The 16897-nt window shown below is 61.5% G+C and carries 14 protein-coding genes; 12 read left to right on the forward strand and 2 right to left on the reverse strand.

Going from position 1 to position 16897, the window contains the following annotated elements; all coding sequences use genetic code 11:
- Window positions 1-33: 33 nt before the first annotated feature.
- From ABH945_RS22550 to ABH945_RS22595, 10 genes are all read left to right on the forward strand, one after another.
- A complete protein-coding gene (locus ABH945_RS22550) occupies window positions 34-1260 on the forward strand; it encodes a PAS domain-containing sensor histidine kinase (protein ID WP_074769148.1) in 1227 nt (408 codons plus the stop codon).
- Entirely contained in the window at window positions 1257-1880 is a 624-nt protein-coding gene (locus ABH945_RS22555) for a response regulator transcription factor (protein WP_074769146.1), read from the forward strand. The genes ABH945_RS22550 and ABH945_RS22555 overlap by 4 nt, the downstream gene beginning before the upstream one ends.
- 192 nt (window positions 1881-2072) lie before the next feature.
- On the forward strand, window positions 2073-2459 hold the full coding sequence (locus tag ABH945_RS22560; RefSeq protein WP_429251999.1) for a response regulator transcription factor: 387 nt from the start codon (window positions 2073-2075) through the stop codon (window positions 2457-2459).
- A gap of 254 nt (window positions 2460-2713) precedes the next feature.
- Window positions 2714-3994, forward strand: coding sequence for an efflux RND transporter periplasmic adaptor subunit (locus ABH945_RS22565; RefSeq protein WP_429252000.1), 1281 nt, complete (start codon window positions 2714-2716; stop codon window positions 3992-3994).
- Between the two features lie 13 nt (window positions 3995-4007).
- A complete protein-coding gene (locus tag ABH945_RS22570) occupies window positions 4008-7199 on the forward strand; it encodes an efflux RND transporter permease subunit (RefSeq protein ID WP_074769140.1) in 3192 nt (1063 codons plus the stop codon).
- 2 nt (window positions 7200-7201) lie between these two features.
- Entirely contained in the window at window positions 7202-8737 is a 1536-nt protein-coding gene (locus tag ABH945_RS22575) for an efflux transporter outer membrane subunit (RefSeq protein WP_429252001.1), read from the forward strand.
- Window positions 8734-10017 carry a paraquat-inducible protein A gene (locus ABH945_RS22580; RefSeq protein WP_429252002.1) on the forward strand — a complete coding sequence of 428 codons (1284 nt, stop codon included), beginning with the start codon at window positions 8734-8736 and terminating at the stop codon, window positions 10015-10017. Before ABH945_RS22575 ends, ABH945_RS22580 begins: the two co-directional genes overlap by 4 nt.
- Complete coding sequence (locus tag ABH945_RS22585) at window positions 10001-11632, forward strand: intermembrane transport protein PqiB (protein ID WP_074769136.1); 1632 nt, start codon at window positions 10001-10003, stop codon at window positions 11630-11632. The genes ABH945_RS22580 and ABH945_RS22585 overlap by 17 nt, the downstream gene beginning before the upstream one ends.
- Window positions 11629-12216, forward strand: coding sequence for a PqiC family protein (locus ABH945_RS22590; RefSeq protein ID WP_429252003.1), 588 nt, complete (start codon window positions 11629-11631; stop codon window positions 12214-12216). Before ABH945_RS22585 ends, ABH945_RS22590 begins: the two co-directional genes overlap by 4 nt.
- Before the next feature lie 206 nt (window positions 12217-12422).
- A complete protein-coding gene (locus ABH945_RS22595) occupies window positions 12423-12680 on the forward strand; it encodes an RNA-binding protein (RefSeq protein ID WP_429252004.1) in 258 nt (85 codons plus the stop codon).
- A 68-nt stretch (window positions 12681-12748) separates the two neighbouring features.
- Here ABH945_RS22595 and ABH945_RS22600 read toward each other — a convergent pair whose 3' ends face one another.
- Window positions 12749-13345, reverse strand: a complete 597-nt coding sequence (locus ABH945_RS22600) for a hypothetical protein (RefSeq protein WP_074769130.1) — start codon at window positions 13343-13345, stop codon at window positions 12749-12751.
- A 34-nt stretch (window positions 13346-13379) separates the two neighbouring features.
- Window positions 13380-13805 carry a glycine zipper family protein gene (locus ABH945_RS22605; RefSeq protein ID WP_074771136.1) on the reverse strand — a complete coding sequence of 142 codons (426 nt, stop codon included), beginning with the start codon at window positions 13803-13805 and terminating at the stop codon, window positions 13380-13382.
- A gap of 670 nt (window positions 13806-14475) precedes the next feature.
- Here ABH945_RS22605 and ABH945_RS22610 point away from each other — a divergent pair.
- The gene (locus tag ABH945_RS22610; protein ID WP_429252005.1) at window positions 14476-14874 is read left to right on the forward strand and encodes an RT0821/Lpp0805 family surface protein; all 399 of its coding nucleotides are present in this window, start codon (window positions 14476-14478) and stop codon (window positions 14872-14874) included.
- A 252-nt stretch (window positions 14875-15126) separates the two neighbouring features.
- Window positions 15127-16872, forward strand: coding sequence for an aspartate-alanine antiporter (gene aspT / locus ABH945_RS22615; RefSeq protein ID WP_429252006.1), 1746 nt, complete (start codon window positions 15127-15129; stop codon window positions 16870-16872).
- Window positions 16873-16897 lie beyond the last annotated feature (25 nt).

The raw sequence follows: 16897 nt of genomic DNA on the forward strand, positions 1-16897 counted from the left end.
CGCCGTGGTACTTAACTGTCGCAGAGGCAGCCAATGTCCCGTACCTATGTGTTTGCTGAATCAAGGTTGAAATGGCTGGCGAATGTGGGGGCATGTGCGGCCTGGCTCCGGGGAAGCAGCCGTCGCGCCCGCCAGGCCCTGGACTCAAAGATGCCATTCAGGCAGGCACTTGAAATGATGCCTGTGGCGGTCGTCATGACCGACCAGAACACTCGTATTCTCTTTGCCAATGCTAAAGCAATAAAACTGTTCGGCTATAGCCGGGAAGAGCTAACGGCGGCATCGACGGAAATGCTTTTCCCCATTCATGCCGTTTGTGACTCTCATTTGACAGGCGGTGACAACAACGTCGAAAACAGAATGGAGGAGACGGCAACGACCCAGATACTCGTCGCGCGCCGCCGTGATGGAATCGACTTTCCCACTGAGGTGAACACCACGAGACATGGAAGATTGAACCACATAGTCAAGATTGTCGTGGTACTGGATCGCAGCGCTTGCGCGGAAGTGGATCGAAGCAGTGAGAACCTCGAACATCTCGCGCGAGTGTCCTCGTTGGGCGAGCTTGCAGGGTCTCTTGCCCATGAGTTGAAACAGCCGCTCACGGCAATGCTGTTCAATGCTCAGGCGGCGCAGAAGTTCATGGAATCGAAGACGGACAACGCCGCCGAATTGCACGACGCGTTAGAAGACATCGTGACGGACAACTGTCGCGCGAGTGAAGTGATCCATAAGATCCGCACGTTTGCGCGCAAAGGTGATATTGATTTTCGTCTTCTGGATGTTGGCGAGGTGATACGCGATACCGCGAAGCTCGTTCATAGCGACGCAATAACTCGCGGCATTCAAACCCGCTTCGACATTGCCGACAATCTGGCGCTGGTGTACGGCGACAAAGTACAACTTCAGCAGGTCGTACTGAATCTATTGCTGAATGCATTCGATGCGGTCAGGCAGAGCGCACCCGAAAGACTTCGGGTCGAGACGATCGTGCGGGAAGAGCCGGGCGGCGGCGTACGGATTACGGTTAAAGATTGGGGACAGGGTCTGACGGACGACAAGATGCACAAGATTTTCAGAGCCTTTTACACAACGAAGCCTCTGGGACTGGGGCTGGGTCTTTCCATTAGTCGCACGATCATCACTGGTCACGGAGGCCGATTATGGGCGGAGAACAACGAGGGTGTTGGGGCGTCGTTTCACCTGACGTTGCCGGCGGCACCCGGTGCACAACAGGACAGCAGATCCCGGCCGCAATGAATGAGACCGCTGCGCGCGTCTTTATCGTCGACGACGACGCACCCGTGCGATGCGCGTTGGCCCGGTTACTCCGTGCCAATGGTTACCACGTCGAAGCCATCGAGAGCCCCGAATCGTTGCTGCAAAGAACGGATCTGACGAAGACACCCGCCTGCGTTGTGCTCGATTTGCAGATGCCCGGTTTGACGGGGCTCGAAGTGCAGTCCAAGCTCAATCAGCTACTGCCCATCATATTTCTTACCGGGCACGGCGACGTCGGTTCGTGTGCCGATGCGATGAAAGCGGGCGCGGTCGATTTTCTGGTCAAGCCGGTGTGCGAATCGCTCGTGCTTGCCGCAATAGAGCGGGCGCTCACGCGTGCAAGGGCAGAGTGCGCGAAGCGGCAGCAGCGAACCGAAATCGAAGAGCGCGTCAATCATCTAACCCGTCGCGAGCGCGAAGTCATGGCGCTGGTTCTCACGGGGCGCCTGAACAAACAGGTCGCGAGCGAACTCGGCGCCGCCGAGAAGACCATCAAGATTCATCGCGCGCGGGTGATGGAGAAGATGAAAGCGAGATCGATCGTCGAACTTGTCCGGCTGGCGGAAAAAGGCGGCGTGCACGCAGCCGACGACGATTAACTTCCTCGCTGTTCCCGCAGAAAGGCGCTCCGTCAATCTTCTGCGTTCAACCCGACGCCTGTCAGTTAACCTGCCCGGGGCGGGCTCACTTCGTCAGATGCGACAGCGGACCAAAGCCCTATATCGCAATTTGTCATCTGCCGCTACGCTTGAGTCGCAAGCTCATTTACGGGGAACCGTACGCGCCCTCATATGGCCACTCTCAAGCCTATCGTTGCTGTTATCGACGACGACGAATCGGTCTGCCGCTCCATCAAGCGTTTGTTGCGCTCGGCTGGAATCGAAGCCGAGACGTTTTCCAGCGGTTCCGAGTTTCTCGATACTCTCGCCGCCGCCCCATCGTACCGGCCGGCGTGTGTGATTCTGGACGTCCAGATGCCGGGCATCAACGGCCTCGAAGTTCAGCGTCAACTTTTGCCGATGTCGTTGCCCGTCATCGTGATTACCGCTTACGACGAAACTTCCGCCCGGGAGGCTGCCATGGCGTCCGGTGCTAAAGCCTATCTGCGCAAGCCATTGAACGGCGCGATTCTGATCAGGGCCGTGGAGACGGCGCTTGGTGGCGCATCGTCGGACTGACGCGCGACCGTTCAGCAAAGCGATATGAGACTAAGGTCCGATTGTCGCGTTTTCTCCAGCCATCCATTCTTCACGTAGCCAACGCGGTTTTCGGTGCGCTGGGCGGCATCGTTCGAAAGAAAATCCGGGAGCGTGCGTGATGAAATTCAAGTCCGTTGTACTTGCGATTTTGCCCGGTGTTGCCGCAGTCGATCTATGGGCAACACAAGTGCCGTTCGACAACTCGACGGCCTCGTGATCATGCGGGCCGCGCCATGAAAACCCCTCCTGTTGTTCGCCGCGCGTCGTGGTGGCAGATAGGCACGCTTGCGCATGCATCGGTCTTGCGGCGGCGGGCAGGACACGCGTTGCTGCTGATCGCCGCAAGCGTCACGTTGCTCGCTGCATGCAGGAAACCACCCGCCGCGCCCGCGGCTGTCGAACCGGAGGTGACGGTGACGACGGTGGTTCAGCAGGACACCCCGGTCGACTTCGTATTTACCGCGCAAACGCAGAGTTCCCGCGAGGTGGAGATCCGTTCGAGAGTGGATGGCTTTCTCGACAAACGTCTGTACGTCGAAGGGCAGGTAGTGAAAGCCGGTCAGACGATGTTCCAGATGGACAGCAAGCCGTTCGAGGCCGCGCTGCAAACCGCCAAAGGACAATTGGCGCAGCAGCAGGCCCGGCTCGAAGTCGCCAGGGCGAATCTCGCGCGCGTTGAGCCGCTGGCCGCGCAGAACGCGTTGAGCAAGAAAGATCTCGACGATGCCGTCGGCAACGAAAAGCAGTCGGTAGCGGCAGTTATCGCGGCGAAGGGCGAAGTCGACTCGGCGCTGTTGAATCTCGGCTACACGACGATCAAGTCGCCGCTCACGGGTCTGTCGAGCTTTGCCCGCCAGCAGGACGGTAGTTATGTCACGGCGAATGCCAACGGCTTGCTGACCTATGTCTATCAACTGAACCCGATGTGGGTGAACTTCAGTATTTCGGAAAATGAAATGTTGAAGTACCGGGATCAGATCACAGCGGGGCAATTGCGGTTTCCCGAACACAACGATTTTGAAGTGCAGTTGATTCTCGCCGATGGCTCGGAGTTCGGGCAGAGGGGGCACATCGACTTTGCGAATCCTGCTTTCAACACTGAAACCGGCACCTTCCTCGTGCGCGCGGTCTTCGATAACCCGAAGGGCGTCCTGCGGCCGGGCCAATTCGTGAAGGCGCGCATTTCCGGGGCGATCCGGCCGAATTCGATTCTGGTGCCGCAGCGATCCGTCCTGCAGGGCGCGAAGAGCCATTTCGTGTGGGTCGTGGACGATCAGTCGAAGGCGCGTCAGCGAGTGATCGAAGTCGGCGACTGGCACGGCGACGACTGGTTCGTGTCGGAAGGACTCAAGGCGGGCGAGCGCATTGTCGTGGACGGTGCGCTGCGGGTCGCGGCCGGGGTGCAGGTCAAGGTCGTCAAGGCGCTGACTGAAGCGAACGGCACGGCGCCAGCGTCTGCCTCGCAGGCCGGGGGGCAGGAGCAGGGAGCCAGTAGCAGCGGTGCGACCCAATGAAAGGGCAACCGATATGAGCATCTCGCACTACTGCATCGATCGCCCGATATTTGCGTCGGTCATTTCGATCGTCATCACGCTGGGTGGAGCACTGGCAATGTTCTCTCTGCCGGTCTCGCAATATCCTGACATCACGCCGCCGCAGATCACTATTTCCGCGACGTATCCGGGCGCCAATGCGGAGGTCGTGGCGAACAATGTCGCCGCGCCGATCGAGCAGCAGGTCAATGGCGCGGACAACATGATCTATATGAACTCGTCGAGTTCATCGACGGGCAACCTGACGATCAACGCGTTTTTCCAGATCGGCACGAACCCCGAACTGGCCCAGGTGGATGTACAGAACCGCGTGAATCTGGCGCTGCCGCAACTGCCGCAATCGGTCCAGGCGCAGGGCATTCAGGTGCAGAAGAAGTCGTCCGCTTTCATGATGGTGATCTCGATCTATTCGCCTACCGATCGCTACGATCCTGTCTATATCGCCAATTTCGCCAACGTGTACGTGCTCGATGCCATCAAACGCGTGCCGGGTGCGAACCAGTCGAGTATTTTCGGCAACCCGGACTACGCGATGCGTATCTGGCTGAAGCCCGATCGCATGGCGCAATTGGGTGTGACCGCCGCCGATGTTCAACGGGTTGTGGCCAATCAGAACCAGCAGTTTGCCGTCGGCAGCATCGGCCAGTCGCCGACAGGAAAGTCGGTCGAGCAATCCTTCGCGGTGACGACGACAGGCCGTCTGACCGAGCCCAGAGAGTTCGAGAACATCATCGTGCGCGCGGCGAACGGAGGTGCGGCGATCGTGCGGATCAAGGACATCGGGCGGGCTGAACTCGGGCAAAAAGATTACTCGATTCGCAGCCGGTTTCAGGGAAAACCTGCGACCGTCCTCGCGGTTTATCAGCAACCGGGCGCCAATGCACTCGACGTGTCGAAGCAGGTTCGCGCGACGCTGGCCGAGCTGAAAAAGTCGTTTCCCGAGGGGCTGACCTACGAAATCGCGATGGACACGACCGAGTTCACCCGGGCCTCCATCTCCGATGTGATTCATACCTTTTTCGAAGCGCTGGTTCTTGTCGTGATCGTCGTGTTCGTGTTTCTGCAAAGCCTGCGGGCAACGCTGATTCCGATCGTCGCGGTGCCGGTCTCGATTGTCGGCACCTGCATGTTCATGCTGCTGCTGGGCTTTTCGATCAATATGCTGACCCTGTTCGGGATGGTGCTCGCGATCGGGATCGTGGTGGACGATGCGATCGTCGTGATCGAGAACGTCGAGCGAAACATGGTGGTCCACAAGCTGAATCCAAAAGATGCGTCGAAAAAGGCCATGGACGAAGTGGCCGGACCGGTCATCGCCATCGTGCTGGTGCTGTGCGCAGTGTTCGTGCCGGTGGCGTTTCTCGGCGGCATCACGGGGCAGATGTACAAGCAGTTCGCCATTACGATCGCGATCTCGGTGGTGTTGTCCGGCGTCGTGGCCCTGACTTTGTCGCCGGCACTCGCCGCGTTGCTGTTGAAGAGTTCCCATCACGAAAAGAAGGGCTTTTTCCGCTGGTTCGACAATGCTTTCGCGAAAATGACCTCGGGCTACACGCGTGCGGTCAGGCTGATCATCAAGCGTTTCATCTTTGGCCTGCTGTTCTTCGTGGGCATGATCGTGCTCGCGGTACTGATGCTGCGCTCCGTTCCTTCGGCCTTCCTGCCGCCGGAAGATCAGGGCTATCTGCTCGGCGCGGTCATCATGCCCGACGCGGCCAGCCTCGACCGTACCGGCGAAGTCTCCCAGCAGGTCACCGACTACTTCATGAAGCAGCCTGCGGTAGGCAGCATCACCGTGGTCGACGGATTCAGCCTGCTCGATAGCCAGAACAAAAACAACTCGGGAACGTTCTTTGTCGGCTTCAAAAGTTTCGACGAGCGCTACTCGTCGGCGAACATCAGAACGCAGAATGCGCGCTCTGTTTTAGTCGACGCGGCCCGGTATTTCGCGAACGTGAAACAAGGCGTCGTCATTCCGGTGAATCCGCCGTCGATTCCAGGTCTCGGCACCACGGGCGGCACGGAGGTGTGGATTCAGAGCAAGGGCGACGCGAGCATCGCGCAACTCGCGGAGGTCGCGCAGGACTTCCTCCTGCGGGCGAAGCAGCGGCGGGAACTCACCGGGGTGACGTCGACCTTCAACGCGTCGTCCCGGCAATTGCTGTTTCAGGTGGACCGCGACAAGTCCGAGACGCTGGGCGTGCCGGTCGAAGATGCGTATAGCGCGATGCAGACCATGTTCGGCTCGCTCTATGTCTCGCAGTTCAACCGTTCGAGCCGGCTATGGCAGGTGATCCTTCAGGCAGAGCCGTCGTACCGGTTGAAGCCCGACGACCTCGACCAGATTTTCGTGCGCAGCAAGACAGGCTCGATGCTGCCGGTCACATCGGTGGCGAATTACAGCTTTGTCGTCGGGCCGGATCTGGTTACCCGCTTCAATAATTTTCCGGCGATCAAGATCACGGCGAGTGCCGCCCCCGGTTTCAGTTCCGGTCAGGTGATCTCGACTCTCGAGGAACTGGCGACGCAGATGCCGCCCGGCTACGACGTCGCGTGGAGCGGTGAGGCTTACGAGGAGCGGCAATCGGGCGGCACCTCGGGACTGGTGTTCGTGTTCGGTCTGGTGATGGTGTTCCTGATCCTCGCCGGCCAGTACGAGAAGTGGAGCCTGCCGATTGGCGTGCTGATGGCGGTGCCGTTCGCACTGTTCGGCGCGCTGCTGGCGATTCTGATACGCGGCCTGAGCAACGACGTCTACTTCCAGATCGGGCTGACCATGCTGGTCGCGCTCGCCGCGAAGAACGCGATCCTGATCTTCGAGTTCGCGGTGCTGAACCGGGAGACGGGCGCGTCGGTATTCGATTCGACGATGACCGCAGCCGAGGAACGCTTGCGTCCTATTGTGATGACGTCGCTGGCATTCATTCTCGGCTGCGTGCCGCTCGCCATCGCGACCGGTGCGTCGGCCAACAGCCGCCATTCGATCGGCACAGGGGTGATCGGCGGCATGCTCGGCGCAACGGTGATCGCGGTGTTCTTCATTCCGATGTTCTATTACCTGCTTGAATCGATGTCGTCGCGCTCTCAAAGCGGCAAGCAGACGCCGGACAAAGGTCCGGCGGACCCTGGCGTGCCGCCTGGCGCGTCATCTCAAGAGGGTCACTGAAAATGGACGGGAGAGCGCTGCCGCGTCTGCCCGCTCGCGCCGTCGTGCTGGCGCTGCCGGTGTTGGCGCTGGTTCTGGCATTGGGCGGTTGCCTGCTCGGCCCCGACTATGCGCGGCCCAAAATCGATGTGCCGGCGACCTACCGTTTCGCGCAGGGCGAGTCCGCGCAGATTGCCGACATGGCGTGGTGGGAGCAGTTTCAGGACCCCGTGCTGAATCAGTTGATTGCCACGGCGCTACTGGAAAACCGCGACGTCAAGATGGCGGCCGCGCGGGTGGACGAGTTTCGGGCCCAGTTCGTCACGACGCGTTCCGCGCTTTTCCCGCAACTGGGCGCGGGGGCGGATGCGTCGCGCCAACGTGCGTCGCAGGCAGCGGGAATCCCTGTGCCGAATGGCGTGAGTCCGATCTACAACCAGTTCGACGCAAGCGTGTCGGTGGCGTGGGAGATCGACCTGTTTGGCAAGGTCCGCCGTCAGACAGAGGCTGCACGCGCCAATCTGCTGGCGAGCGAGGAGGGCCGCCGGGGCACCATCCTGACGCTGGTGGGCTCAGTCGCGTCGTCCTATATCAACTTGCGCAGTCTCGATCGGCAACTGGAAATCGCGAATGAAACCGTGAAGAGCCGTGACGAATCGGTACGCGTATTCACGCTGCGATTCAAGGGCGGCGAAGTGTCGCAAATGGAGTTGGCGCAAAGCGAGTCGGAGTACGAAGCGGCGAAGCAGACGATCCCCCTTCTCGAGATGCAGATCGCGCAGCAGGAAGACGCGCTGTCCGTCCTGATCGGCACGAATCCCGGCGCGATTCTGCGTGGCCGCGAATTGGGAACGATGGGCACGCCGCCCATTCCCGACGGCTTGCCCTCCGCGTTGCTGGAACGACGTCCCGATCTGCTGCAAGCCGAGCAGACGCTCGTAGCGGAAAACGCACTGATCGGCGCCGCCAGGGCGTTGTATTTTCCGTCGATCTCGCTGACGGGCCTGTTCGGCACGGTCAGCTCGCAATTCTCCGATCTCTTTACCGGGCCGGCGAAAGTGTGGTCGTTTGCGGGGAGCGTGACGCAGCCTATTTTCACGGCGGGCAATATCACGGGCCAGGTGCATCAGGCCGAGGCGCGTCAGCAGGAAGCACTGTTCGCCTATGAGAAGGCGATTCAGGTGGCGTTTCAGGAAGTCGAGGACGCGCTGGTCGCCGTGCAGAAAACGCGCGAACAGCTGGACGTGGTCGGCAAACAGGTCGAGGCGTTGCACACTTACGCGCGGCTCGCGCGTCTGCGCTACGAAGGCGGTTATACAAGCTACATCGAAGTGCTCGACGCCGAGCGTAGCCTCTTCAATGCACAACTCAGCTATACGCAGACGCAGGGCGCGCAACTGACGTCGTTCGTCAGTCTCTACAAGGCGATGGGGGGCGGCTGGGTGCTCGAGGCGGAGAAGCTGTCGGTGCCGCCGGTCGCCGCGTCCGTGCCCGCAGCGGCTTCGGCTCCAGCATCGGCGTCGGCAGAAACGACGCCCGTTGCATTGGAGGCGAGATGAGCGGACCGGAGATCATTGCGTGCGAGGAGTGCGATCTGCTTCAGCTCGCGGCACCGTTGGCCCCCGGCAGTTCGCTGCGCTGCCGGCGCTGTCACGCCGAGCTGCGAAGAGGGCGCAGCAACGGGCCGGAATATGCACTCGCCTTCACCGTGGCAGCGGCCGTTCTGTTCGTGATCTCGAACGTGTTTCCCATCGTCGGATTATCGGTCAACGGCAATCTGGTTCAAACCACGCTGGCGGGCTCGGTCCGCATGCTGTACAGCCATGGGACGTGGCCGCTCGCCGTGCTGGTCGCGCTGACGACGATTGTCATGCCTTCGTTGCAAACGCTGTCGATGCTCTGGCTGCTCGTGCCCCTGCATCTGGGACGCGTGCCGCCGAACGCGATCGAAGGCTTCCGGCTGTTTCAACTGGCGCGTCCCTGGGGCATGACCGAAGTGCTGATCCTCGGCCTGCTCGTCGCACTCGTCAAGCTCGCGCACATCGCGAAGGTCGTGCCGGGAACAGCGCTGTGGTCGTTCGTCATGCTGATGCTGTTGCTGGCCGCCGCGTCGTCGGCATTCGACCCACGCGAGATATGGGCGCGCATCTGCGCCCTCAGGAACGTCAGCCATGCAGGGGTGCATCCGCACCTGAAACCGTCGCGCGGTGCGGTCACGGCATCCGCTCAAGGGTTGGCGTTATGTGAAAAGTGCGGCCTGCTGGTTCGCGATCCGGCGCGTTCGGGAGCGCAGGTTTGCCCGCGCTGTAAATCGCCCCTGCATCTGCGCAAACCTGCCAGCCTTTCGCGGACATGGGCGTATCTGGTGGCGGCGATCGTGCTCTATATCCCCGCGAATGTGCTGCCCGTGATGAACACCAGTTCGCTATTCGGCGCACAGAAAGACACGATCATGAGCGGCGTGGTCTATCTGTGGACCTCCGGTTCGTGGCTACTGGCGGTTCTCGTGTTCATCGCGAGCATCGTCGTGCCGATGCTCAAGATTCTGGGCCTCGTGTACCTGATCGTCTCGACGCAGCTTCGTTCGCAATGGCTGCCCGAGCAGCGCACGCGGATTTATCGGGTGATCGAACTGGTCGGGCGATGGTCCATGCTCGACATCTATGTGATTACGATGCTCGTCGCGCTGGTTCAATTCCAGGCGCTGGCGACGATCGAAGCCGGGCCGGCATCGATAGCGTTCGGGGCAGTCGTCGTGCTGACGCTGCTCGCGGCGATGTCGTTCGACCCGCGTCTCATCTGGGACGCAGCGGAGAGGCGACATGTCCGGGTTGAATGACGAGCCTGATGGCGCCGGGCTGCCCTCGGCGGAGACGATTCCGCGTTCGCGCTGGCGCATGCAACTGGTGTGGCTCGTGCCGATCGTCGCGGTGCTGATCGGCGGATGGCTGGCGACCAAGGCGATTCTCGAACGCGGTGAGAAAGTCACGATCAGCTTCAAGACCGGTGAAGGTCTGGAAGCGGGCAAAACCAAACTCAAGTTCAAGGATGTGGATATCGGCGTGGTCGAAACCGTGAACCTCTCGGCCGATCACAAGCGGGTGTTGGCCACGGCGGAAGTGGCGCGCGATGTCGCGAGTCTGCTGGTCGACAATACGCGCTTCTGGGTGGTGCGCCCGCGCATTTCGGGCGGCACGGTGTCGGGGCTCGGCACGCTGCTTTCCGGTTCGTATATCGATGTGGATGTCGGCAACGCAAGCAAGGCGCGTCGTGATTTCGTCGGACTCGAAGAGCCGCCGGTCTTTGCCAGCGACGTGCCGGGGCGCGAGTTCACGCTGAAGTCGACGGGGCTCGGCTCGCTGGATGTGGGCACGCCAGTCTATTTCCGCCGGCTGCGGGTCGGCCAGATCGCCTCCTACAAGTTGGACCCGGACGGGCGCGGTGTCACGCTGAAGGTGTTCGTCAATGCGCCGTACGACCAGTTTGTGAAAACGGATACGCGCTTCTGGCATGCCAGCGGCGTGGACATGGCGTTCGATACGAACGGGCTGCGGGTCGAATCCCAGTCGATCGTGTCGATCATCATCGGCGGGGTGGCATTCGAGTCGCCGCCCGAGTCGGCCACCGGCTTGCAGAACGAGACGGCCGCCACGCCCGATACGCAGTTCCGCCTATACGACACGCGTGCCGACGCGATGAAGAAGCACGACCGGATCGTCGATCGATATGTGGTCAATTTTCTGGATTCGGTGCGCGGTTTGACGGTGGGTGCGCCGGTCGATTTTCGCGGCGTGGTGATTGGAGAAGTGACGGCGATCTATACGCGCTTCGACGAGGCGCACAATCGTTTCAGCATTCCCGTCGAAATAGAAATCTATCCGGAACGCTTTACGTCGCGCTATCAGAAAGGTCACGCAGGCGGACGTATCAGTGACGATCCGCGCGGGATCGCGAACTATCTGGTAGAGCACGGCTTCCGCTTTCAGCTCAAGAGCGGCAATCCTCTGACGGGGCAGCTTTACATTGCGCTGGATTACTTCCCGGATGCACCCAAAGCGGCCATCGACTGGACCGCGTCGCCGCCTGAATTGCCCGCTATTCCGCGCACGCTTCAATCGATTCAGGACTCGGTCACGCGGCTGCTGACCAAGCTCAATAGCATTCCGTTCGAGGGCATCGGCAACGATGCGCGCACCACGCTGCGCACGACCAACGCGCTGATCTCGCAGATCAATTCCGAGGTCGTGCCCAAGGCCCAGAGCACGCTCAACTCGGCGCAAACCACGCTGGATTCCGCGAACAGCATGCTGCAGCCGGATTCGTCCCTGCAGCAATCGACTGAGCAGGCCATGCAGGAAATGACCCGCACTGCCGCGACATTGCGCACGCTGGCCGACTACCTGGCGCGGCATCCTGAAGCGCTGGTCCGCGGCAAGCCGGAGGACACGCCATGAAGTCTGCGACGGCATGTTTTGTCATGACACTCGTCGGCGCCGCTCTCGGGGGATGCAAGTCGCCGCCGGCCAGTTTCTATACGCTGGACCCGGCCCCTTCGCTGACTTCTTCCGGTACGGCCCGGCCGGTGGTTGCGGTGGTCGGTCCGGTGACGATACCGGAGACAGTGAATCGTCCGCAGATCGTGACGCGGGTCGGCGATGGCGAGGTCGCCATCAACGAATTTGCGCGGTGGGCGCAACCGTTGAGCAGCGACATTGGCCGCGTGATCGCCGCGAATCTTGCCGTGCTGCTCGACTCGCCGCAGATATCGGTGTACGACGCGACCCACGATCCGCTCGGCGTATGGCATGTGCGGATCGACGTGATGCGCTTCGAGTCCGTCCCGGGGCGGGATGTGACCGTCGACGTGCAGTGGGTCGTGCGGGCACCTGGCAAGGGTCGCGCGGTAACGGGCCGCTCGGTGGTTCATGAGCCGGTAGCGGAGCCGGGCTTCGCGCCGTTGATCGCCGCGCACGACCGGGCGCTGGCGGCGGTCAGCCGCGATATCGCGGCGGCGGTGGATTCGGCTCCGGTCCAGTGATATGGCGTGCAGCGCCGCGGTCTCTGTGAAGCCTGCTGTCCTGCGAGTCCGGCACGCGGCGATGTGATCGTCTTCGTTACGTGGAAAGTGGGAAAGGGCGTACCAAGGAGCGCGATCGCTACCGCTTGTGGCGTGGCGCGAGTTGGATACGCGCCTGTTTGTTTCATCGGGAATGAAGCGATTGCGACAGTCGAGGAGTCAGGATCATGGCTGAACTACTGCTTGGAAACGTGGAAGAAAGTGTCGCCGACGAGGAAATCGGCGAGTTCCTGATCCGGTATGGATTTCCCCAGTTCAGCTCGATCCGGCGTATTCCCGGCGCAGGTTCGAGGCCTGCCGCAATGGTGATTTTCGACGACATCCCCGCGGACCGCTTGCGGGTACTTCAGACGCGTGTTCACAACCTGTACTGGAAGAGCCGCGTGATCACCGCATTGTTGATGCCGGATCGCGACGAATCGTAGTTCGCGAGGTTCGGCGAATGGGTTGGCGGGGTGCAGGCCGAGTACGAATGGCTGCCCCCGCTGCGCGGCTATTTCGCTTGCGGTTCGACGGAAATCGCAAGGGCCTCGTGGTAGACCACCTCCAACTGATCTCCTTTCCTGATCAGTTTGAGTTGCTCGGGATCTTCCACGACGACATCCAGCGAATTGCCTTGCGGACCTTTGAGCGTCATCGCACCGGTCTGGTGATTGACAGCCGTGACGTTGGCCATGATCGTCACTTCCCGGCTCGCTGCGCCGCCGGGTTTGGCGCCCATCGGCGCGCGTTCCAACGTCTGATTTTCGTTCGCGGACGCGGCGCCGCCTCCTTTCTTCAGCGTGACGGTAATGGCCTGCGAATATTCTGCCTTGACCACGTCGCCGATCTTGAGCTGCTCGAAGTTGCGGGCCTCGTCGCCGACCACGACTTCGACAACCTTGCCTTTGGGGTCTTTCAGCCACACGGTTCGCGTGGCCGGTTCGATCCCGACGATTGTCGAGGTCGTCTTGAGCGTGCCGGCCACGGAGACTTTGCCTGGCGTGCTCGTCGTCTTGATGTCGGGCGCTGTCTGCGCGAAGACGGCGCTCGTCAGACACACGACTGCCGCCATGAGGATGAGTTTGCCGCTATTCGCGCTGCTTCTCATGCTGCTCTCCTTGAATGCCCAGGTGCGTCGTCGTTCATTTGATCGTGTAGCCGCGACCTTCCATACACGCGGCGTAGGCACGGTTGAAGGTATCCATCGCGCCCTGGCTCTGCGCCTGGTTCGACGCAGCGGCCGCGCGCCGGTTCTGGCGCGCGCGAGAGCCGCCGACCACGGTCCCGGTCGTGGCGCCAATCGCGGCGCCTTTGCCCGCGTCGCCCGCGATCGCGCCGATCACCGCGCCGCCCGCCGCGCCACGTGCGGCGCCCTGCAGACGCTCCCCGCCGCCGACCGCCGGTCCGGATGGAGGAGGCGGCGCGTTGGCCACCGCAGCGGGGTCTACGCCGGTCTGGCTTTTTGACCATGAATAGCAGGCGCCGTCATCCTGCTGCTGCTTTTGCTGGCTTTGTCCCTTCGCGGGGTAGGCAATGGGTTTGCCTTGCGCCAGGCCGTCGACTGACATCGAACCGGCGACAGCGGCGACGAAGAGATACTTTGTCAAGGTGATGTTCACAGCGACTCCTTGCGTGATCCTTCGCCCAGGTGGACCGCTATTTGCGCCCTCGAGGCGTGGCGGCACGCGCGAACTTCAGCTCTGGGTGGACCGTAGCATCCCGTCCTGATCTTGCGCAGGGTGCGGTGCGTGCGCCGTGGTGATGTTCACTTTCATCATTGCGTGGGGGCAGGCCGGACGCAATCGGACCAAGGTCGTATGTGCGATCCGGCAGGAGGCCAGAGCGGACGGTTTTGGGGCACAGCCGTGTCGAAAAAACCTAGGACCAAGGTCCGATGTGAATCGCGCAGGTCGCTGACTACGCTTGAGACTGAACGGAGTGGCCACAGGACGGCATCGACCGGATCGCCGGACGGCGTGCGCCCGTATTGCGCCCGTATCGCGCCAGTATCTCGCCCGTATCTCAATCGAGTCTGCTTCCCATGCGAGGCGCTACGTTGATCCATGAATCCCGCGTGACAGATTCGGACTCCGCCGATCGTGCAGAGTGCGGATGGCGCAACGTATTCCCTCCCGCTCGATGGTTGCGCTCCTGTCGGCGCCGATGGCTCGTCAACGACGCGACCTGACGGTCGGGGCCGGGGCGCGTGACCGGATCAGCTATCAATGGAGATGAGCTATGCGCTTGCATACCGACCCGTTCGTCCAGATGTTCCCGCAATCGTTCGTGGCCATCGCGTTGCTGATTGCCGTGATTCCATGCCATGCGAGCAACCTGAATTTCCTGAGGCACACGCCCATCAGCTACATGAGAGAGGCCGATCGCAGAGCGCTCAACGACGCGGGTCAGGTGGCGCTCGAAACCAAGAAGGATGGCGAGTCGCTGACATGGAGCAATGCGGGCACCGGCAATTCCGTATCGATTCACGGCACGGTGACACCGCACGATACCTCGAAGCAGGGCGATCGCACTTGCCGCGCCGCGACGCTTGTCGCGATCGCCAGGGGCCAGACCCAGACCTGGACACCGACGGTGTGCAAACAGGGCAGTGGACCCTGGAAGATTCTCAGGCAATAACCTCGGGCCATAACCTGTGACGCTGCGATTTGCCATCGTCCGAGGCTCGCTGCAAGCCCTGCAACAGGTGCGTTCGATTCATGGGACCAAGGTCGTATTGTTCGAAGCGGGCAGAAGAACCATTGTATTGAGTCAGAGAGACCGCCGCTGACACCTTGCAAATCTCCTGGCGTGGGTTCGCGGCCGTGATGGATCGACAACACACCTGCCCGCACATCGGTGTCGACGGGCGAACCGTAGAAGAGGGCGACAATGGCATGGATCACTGGAACGCTTCAACGGTATCCCGAGATTGCTATTTTCCTCTCGCTTGCCATCGGCTACTGGGTGGGCGGAAAAAGTTTCAGGGGCTTCAGTCTGGGCGCGGTCACCGGGACCTTACTGGCGGCGGTTGTCATCGGGCAGCTCAACATCACCGTCTCGCCTAACGTCAAGTCCATCTTCTTCCTGATTTTTCTTTTCGCCGTCGGCTATGGCGTGGGGCCGCAATTCGTCCGCGGCATTGCCAAGGACGGCTTGCCGCAGGCGCTGTTCGCCGTCGTGCAATGCGTGCTGTCGTTGGGGGCAGCGGTTCTGGCGGCGAAGGTGGCCGGCTACGATCTCGGCTCGGCAGCGGGGCTGTTCGCGGGTTCGCAAACCATTTCGGCTTCAATGGGACTCGCGACGGATGCCATCAACCGGCTCGGACTACCGGCGGACCAGACCAAAGCCATGCTCGATGCGATGCCGACCGCCTACGCCATCTCGTACATTTTCGGCACGGTCGGCTCGGCGCTGATTCTCGCGACGCTCGGGCCGAGACTGCTGCGCATCGACCTGGTGGCCGCCTGCAAGGAATACGAAGCAAGTCTCGGCGCCACGAAGGAGATGGGCGGTGCAGACCAGGCATGGCACCGGTATGAGCTGCGCGCGTATCGCGTGCTGCCGGACGCCCCGGTTTGCGGCCTGAACGTGAGCCAGGTGGAAGCGCTTCAGCCCGCAGGCAACCGACTGTTCATTGAACGGATCCGACGCGGCAGCACGATCCAGGACGCCACGCTCGACCAGGTACTGCAAGCCGACGACGTGGTGGCGATCGCCGGTCCTCGCGACCAGCTGGTTTCCGTGCTCGGCGCCGCTGGCAGAACAGTGCCTGCTACCGGCGATCATTCCGGCACGGTTCGCGAGGTCAAGGCCGTGGAAGTGGACGACCCCGAACTGCTCGCCGTACCCGCAGAAGGCGTGGACGTCTACGTCACCAGCAAGGAAGTGGACGGCAAGACCTTGGTCGAACTGGCTGCGATGCCGCTGTCGCGTGGCGTCTTCCTTCGAAAAATCAAGCGCGGACCGACGGAAACACAGATTCCCGTTCTGCCCAGCACGAAGCTGCATCGCGGCGACACGATCACGATCGTCGGACGAACTCAGGACACCAGCGCAGCCGCGAAAGTAATGGGTGTGCTGGACCGTCCGACCAGCGCAACAGATGTGGCTTTCGTGAGTCTCGCGATCACCGTCGGCGCGATGATCGGTGCCATTGTGATCAACGTCGCGGGCATTCCGATCACGCTGTCGACAGCGGGCGGCGCGTTGATCGCCGGTCTGATCTTCGGCTGGCTGAGAGCTATCCGCCCCACGTTCGGCCGGATCCCGGAACCGACTGTGTGGTTCATGAACTCGGTCGGTCTGAACGTGTTCATTGCAGTTGTCGGTCTGACGGCGGGGCCTGGATTCGTCGCGGGGCTGCAGCGTCTTGGGGTCGGTCTGTTTATCTGGGGCATCGTCGCTACCACGCTTCCGCTGATCCTCGGCATGTTCATCGGGCGTTATGTATTCAAGTTTCATCCGGCCATCCTGCTCGGTGTGTGCGCGGGCGCAAGAACCACCACCGCTGCATTGGGCATGGTCTGCGACGCGGCAGAAAGCCAGATACCCGGGTTGGGATACACCGTCACGTACGCAGTCGGCAATACGCTCCTCACGATCTGGGGCATGGTGATCGTGATGATTCTGGCCTAGTCCGGCGCTTTGCAATCGACCGCGC

Origin of the sequence: Paraburkholderia sp. GAS333, assembly GCF_050435665.1 — a bacterium.
In the GTDB taxonomy this organism is placed as follows: domain Bacteria; phylum Pseudomonadota; class Gammaproteobacteria; order Burkholderiales; family Burkholderiaceae; genus Paraburkholderia; species Paraburkholderia fungorum_A.

Coding starts and splice junctions, on each gene's coding strand:
- ABH945_RS22585 (WP_074769136.1), top strand. CDS start 10,001: ATGTCCGGGTTGAATGACGAGCCTGATGGCGCCGGGCTGCCCTCGGCG.
- ABH945_RS22550 (WP_074769148.1), top strand. CDS start 34: ATGTCCCGTACCTATGTGTTTGCTGAATCAAGGTTGAAATGGCTGGCG.
- ABH945_RS22560 (WP_429251999.1), top strand. CDS start 2,073: ATGGCCACTCTCAAGCCTATCGTTGCTGTTATCGACGACGACGAATCG.
- ABH945_RS22600 (WP_074769130.1), bottom strand. CDS start 13,345: ATGAGAAGCAGCGCGAATAGCGGCAAACTCATCCTCATGGCGGCAGTC.
- ABH945_RS22595 (WP_429252004.1), top strand. CDS start 12,423: ATGGCTGAACTACTGCTTGGAAACGTGGAAGAAAGTGTCGCCGACGAG.
- ABH945_RS22555 (WP_074769146.1), top strand. CDS start 1,257: ATGAATGAGACCGCTGCGCGCGTCTTTATCGTCGACGACGACGCACCC.
- ABH945_RS22590 (WP_429252003.1), top strand. CDS start 11,629: ATGAAGTCTGCGACGGCATGTTTTGTCATGACACTCGTCGGCGCCGCT.
- ABH945_RS22575 (WP_429252001.1), top strand. CDS start 7,202: ATGGACGGGAGAGCGCTGCCGCGTCTGCCCGCTCGCGCCGTCGTGCTG.
- aspT (WP_429252006.1), top strand. CDS start 15,127: ATGGCATGGATCACTGGAACGCTTCAACGGTATCCCGAGATTGCTATT.
- ABH945_RS22570 (WP_074769140.1), top strand. CDS start 4,008: ATGAGCATCTCGCACTACTGCATCGATCGCCCGATATTTGCGTCGGTC.
- ABH945_RS22610 (WP_429252005.1), top strand. CDS start 14,476: ATGCGCTTGCATACCGACCCGTTCGTCCAGATGTTCCCGCAATCGTTC.
- ABH945_RS22565 (WP_429252000.1), top strand. CDS start 2,714: ATGAAAACCCCTCCTGTTGTTCGCCGCGCGTCGTGGTGGCAGATAGGC.
- ABH945_RS22580 (WP_429252002.1), top strand. CDS start 8,734: ATGAGCGGACCGGAGATCATTGCGTGCGAGGAGTGCGATCTGCTTCAG.
- ABH945_RS22605 (WP_074771136.1), bottom strand. CDS start 13,805: ATGTCAGTCGACGGCCTGGCGCAAGGCAAACCCATTGCCTACCCCGCG.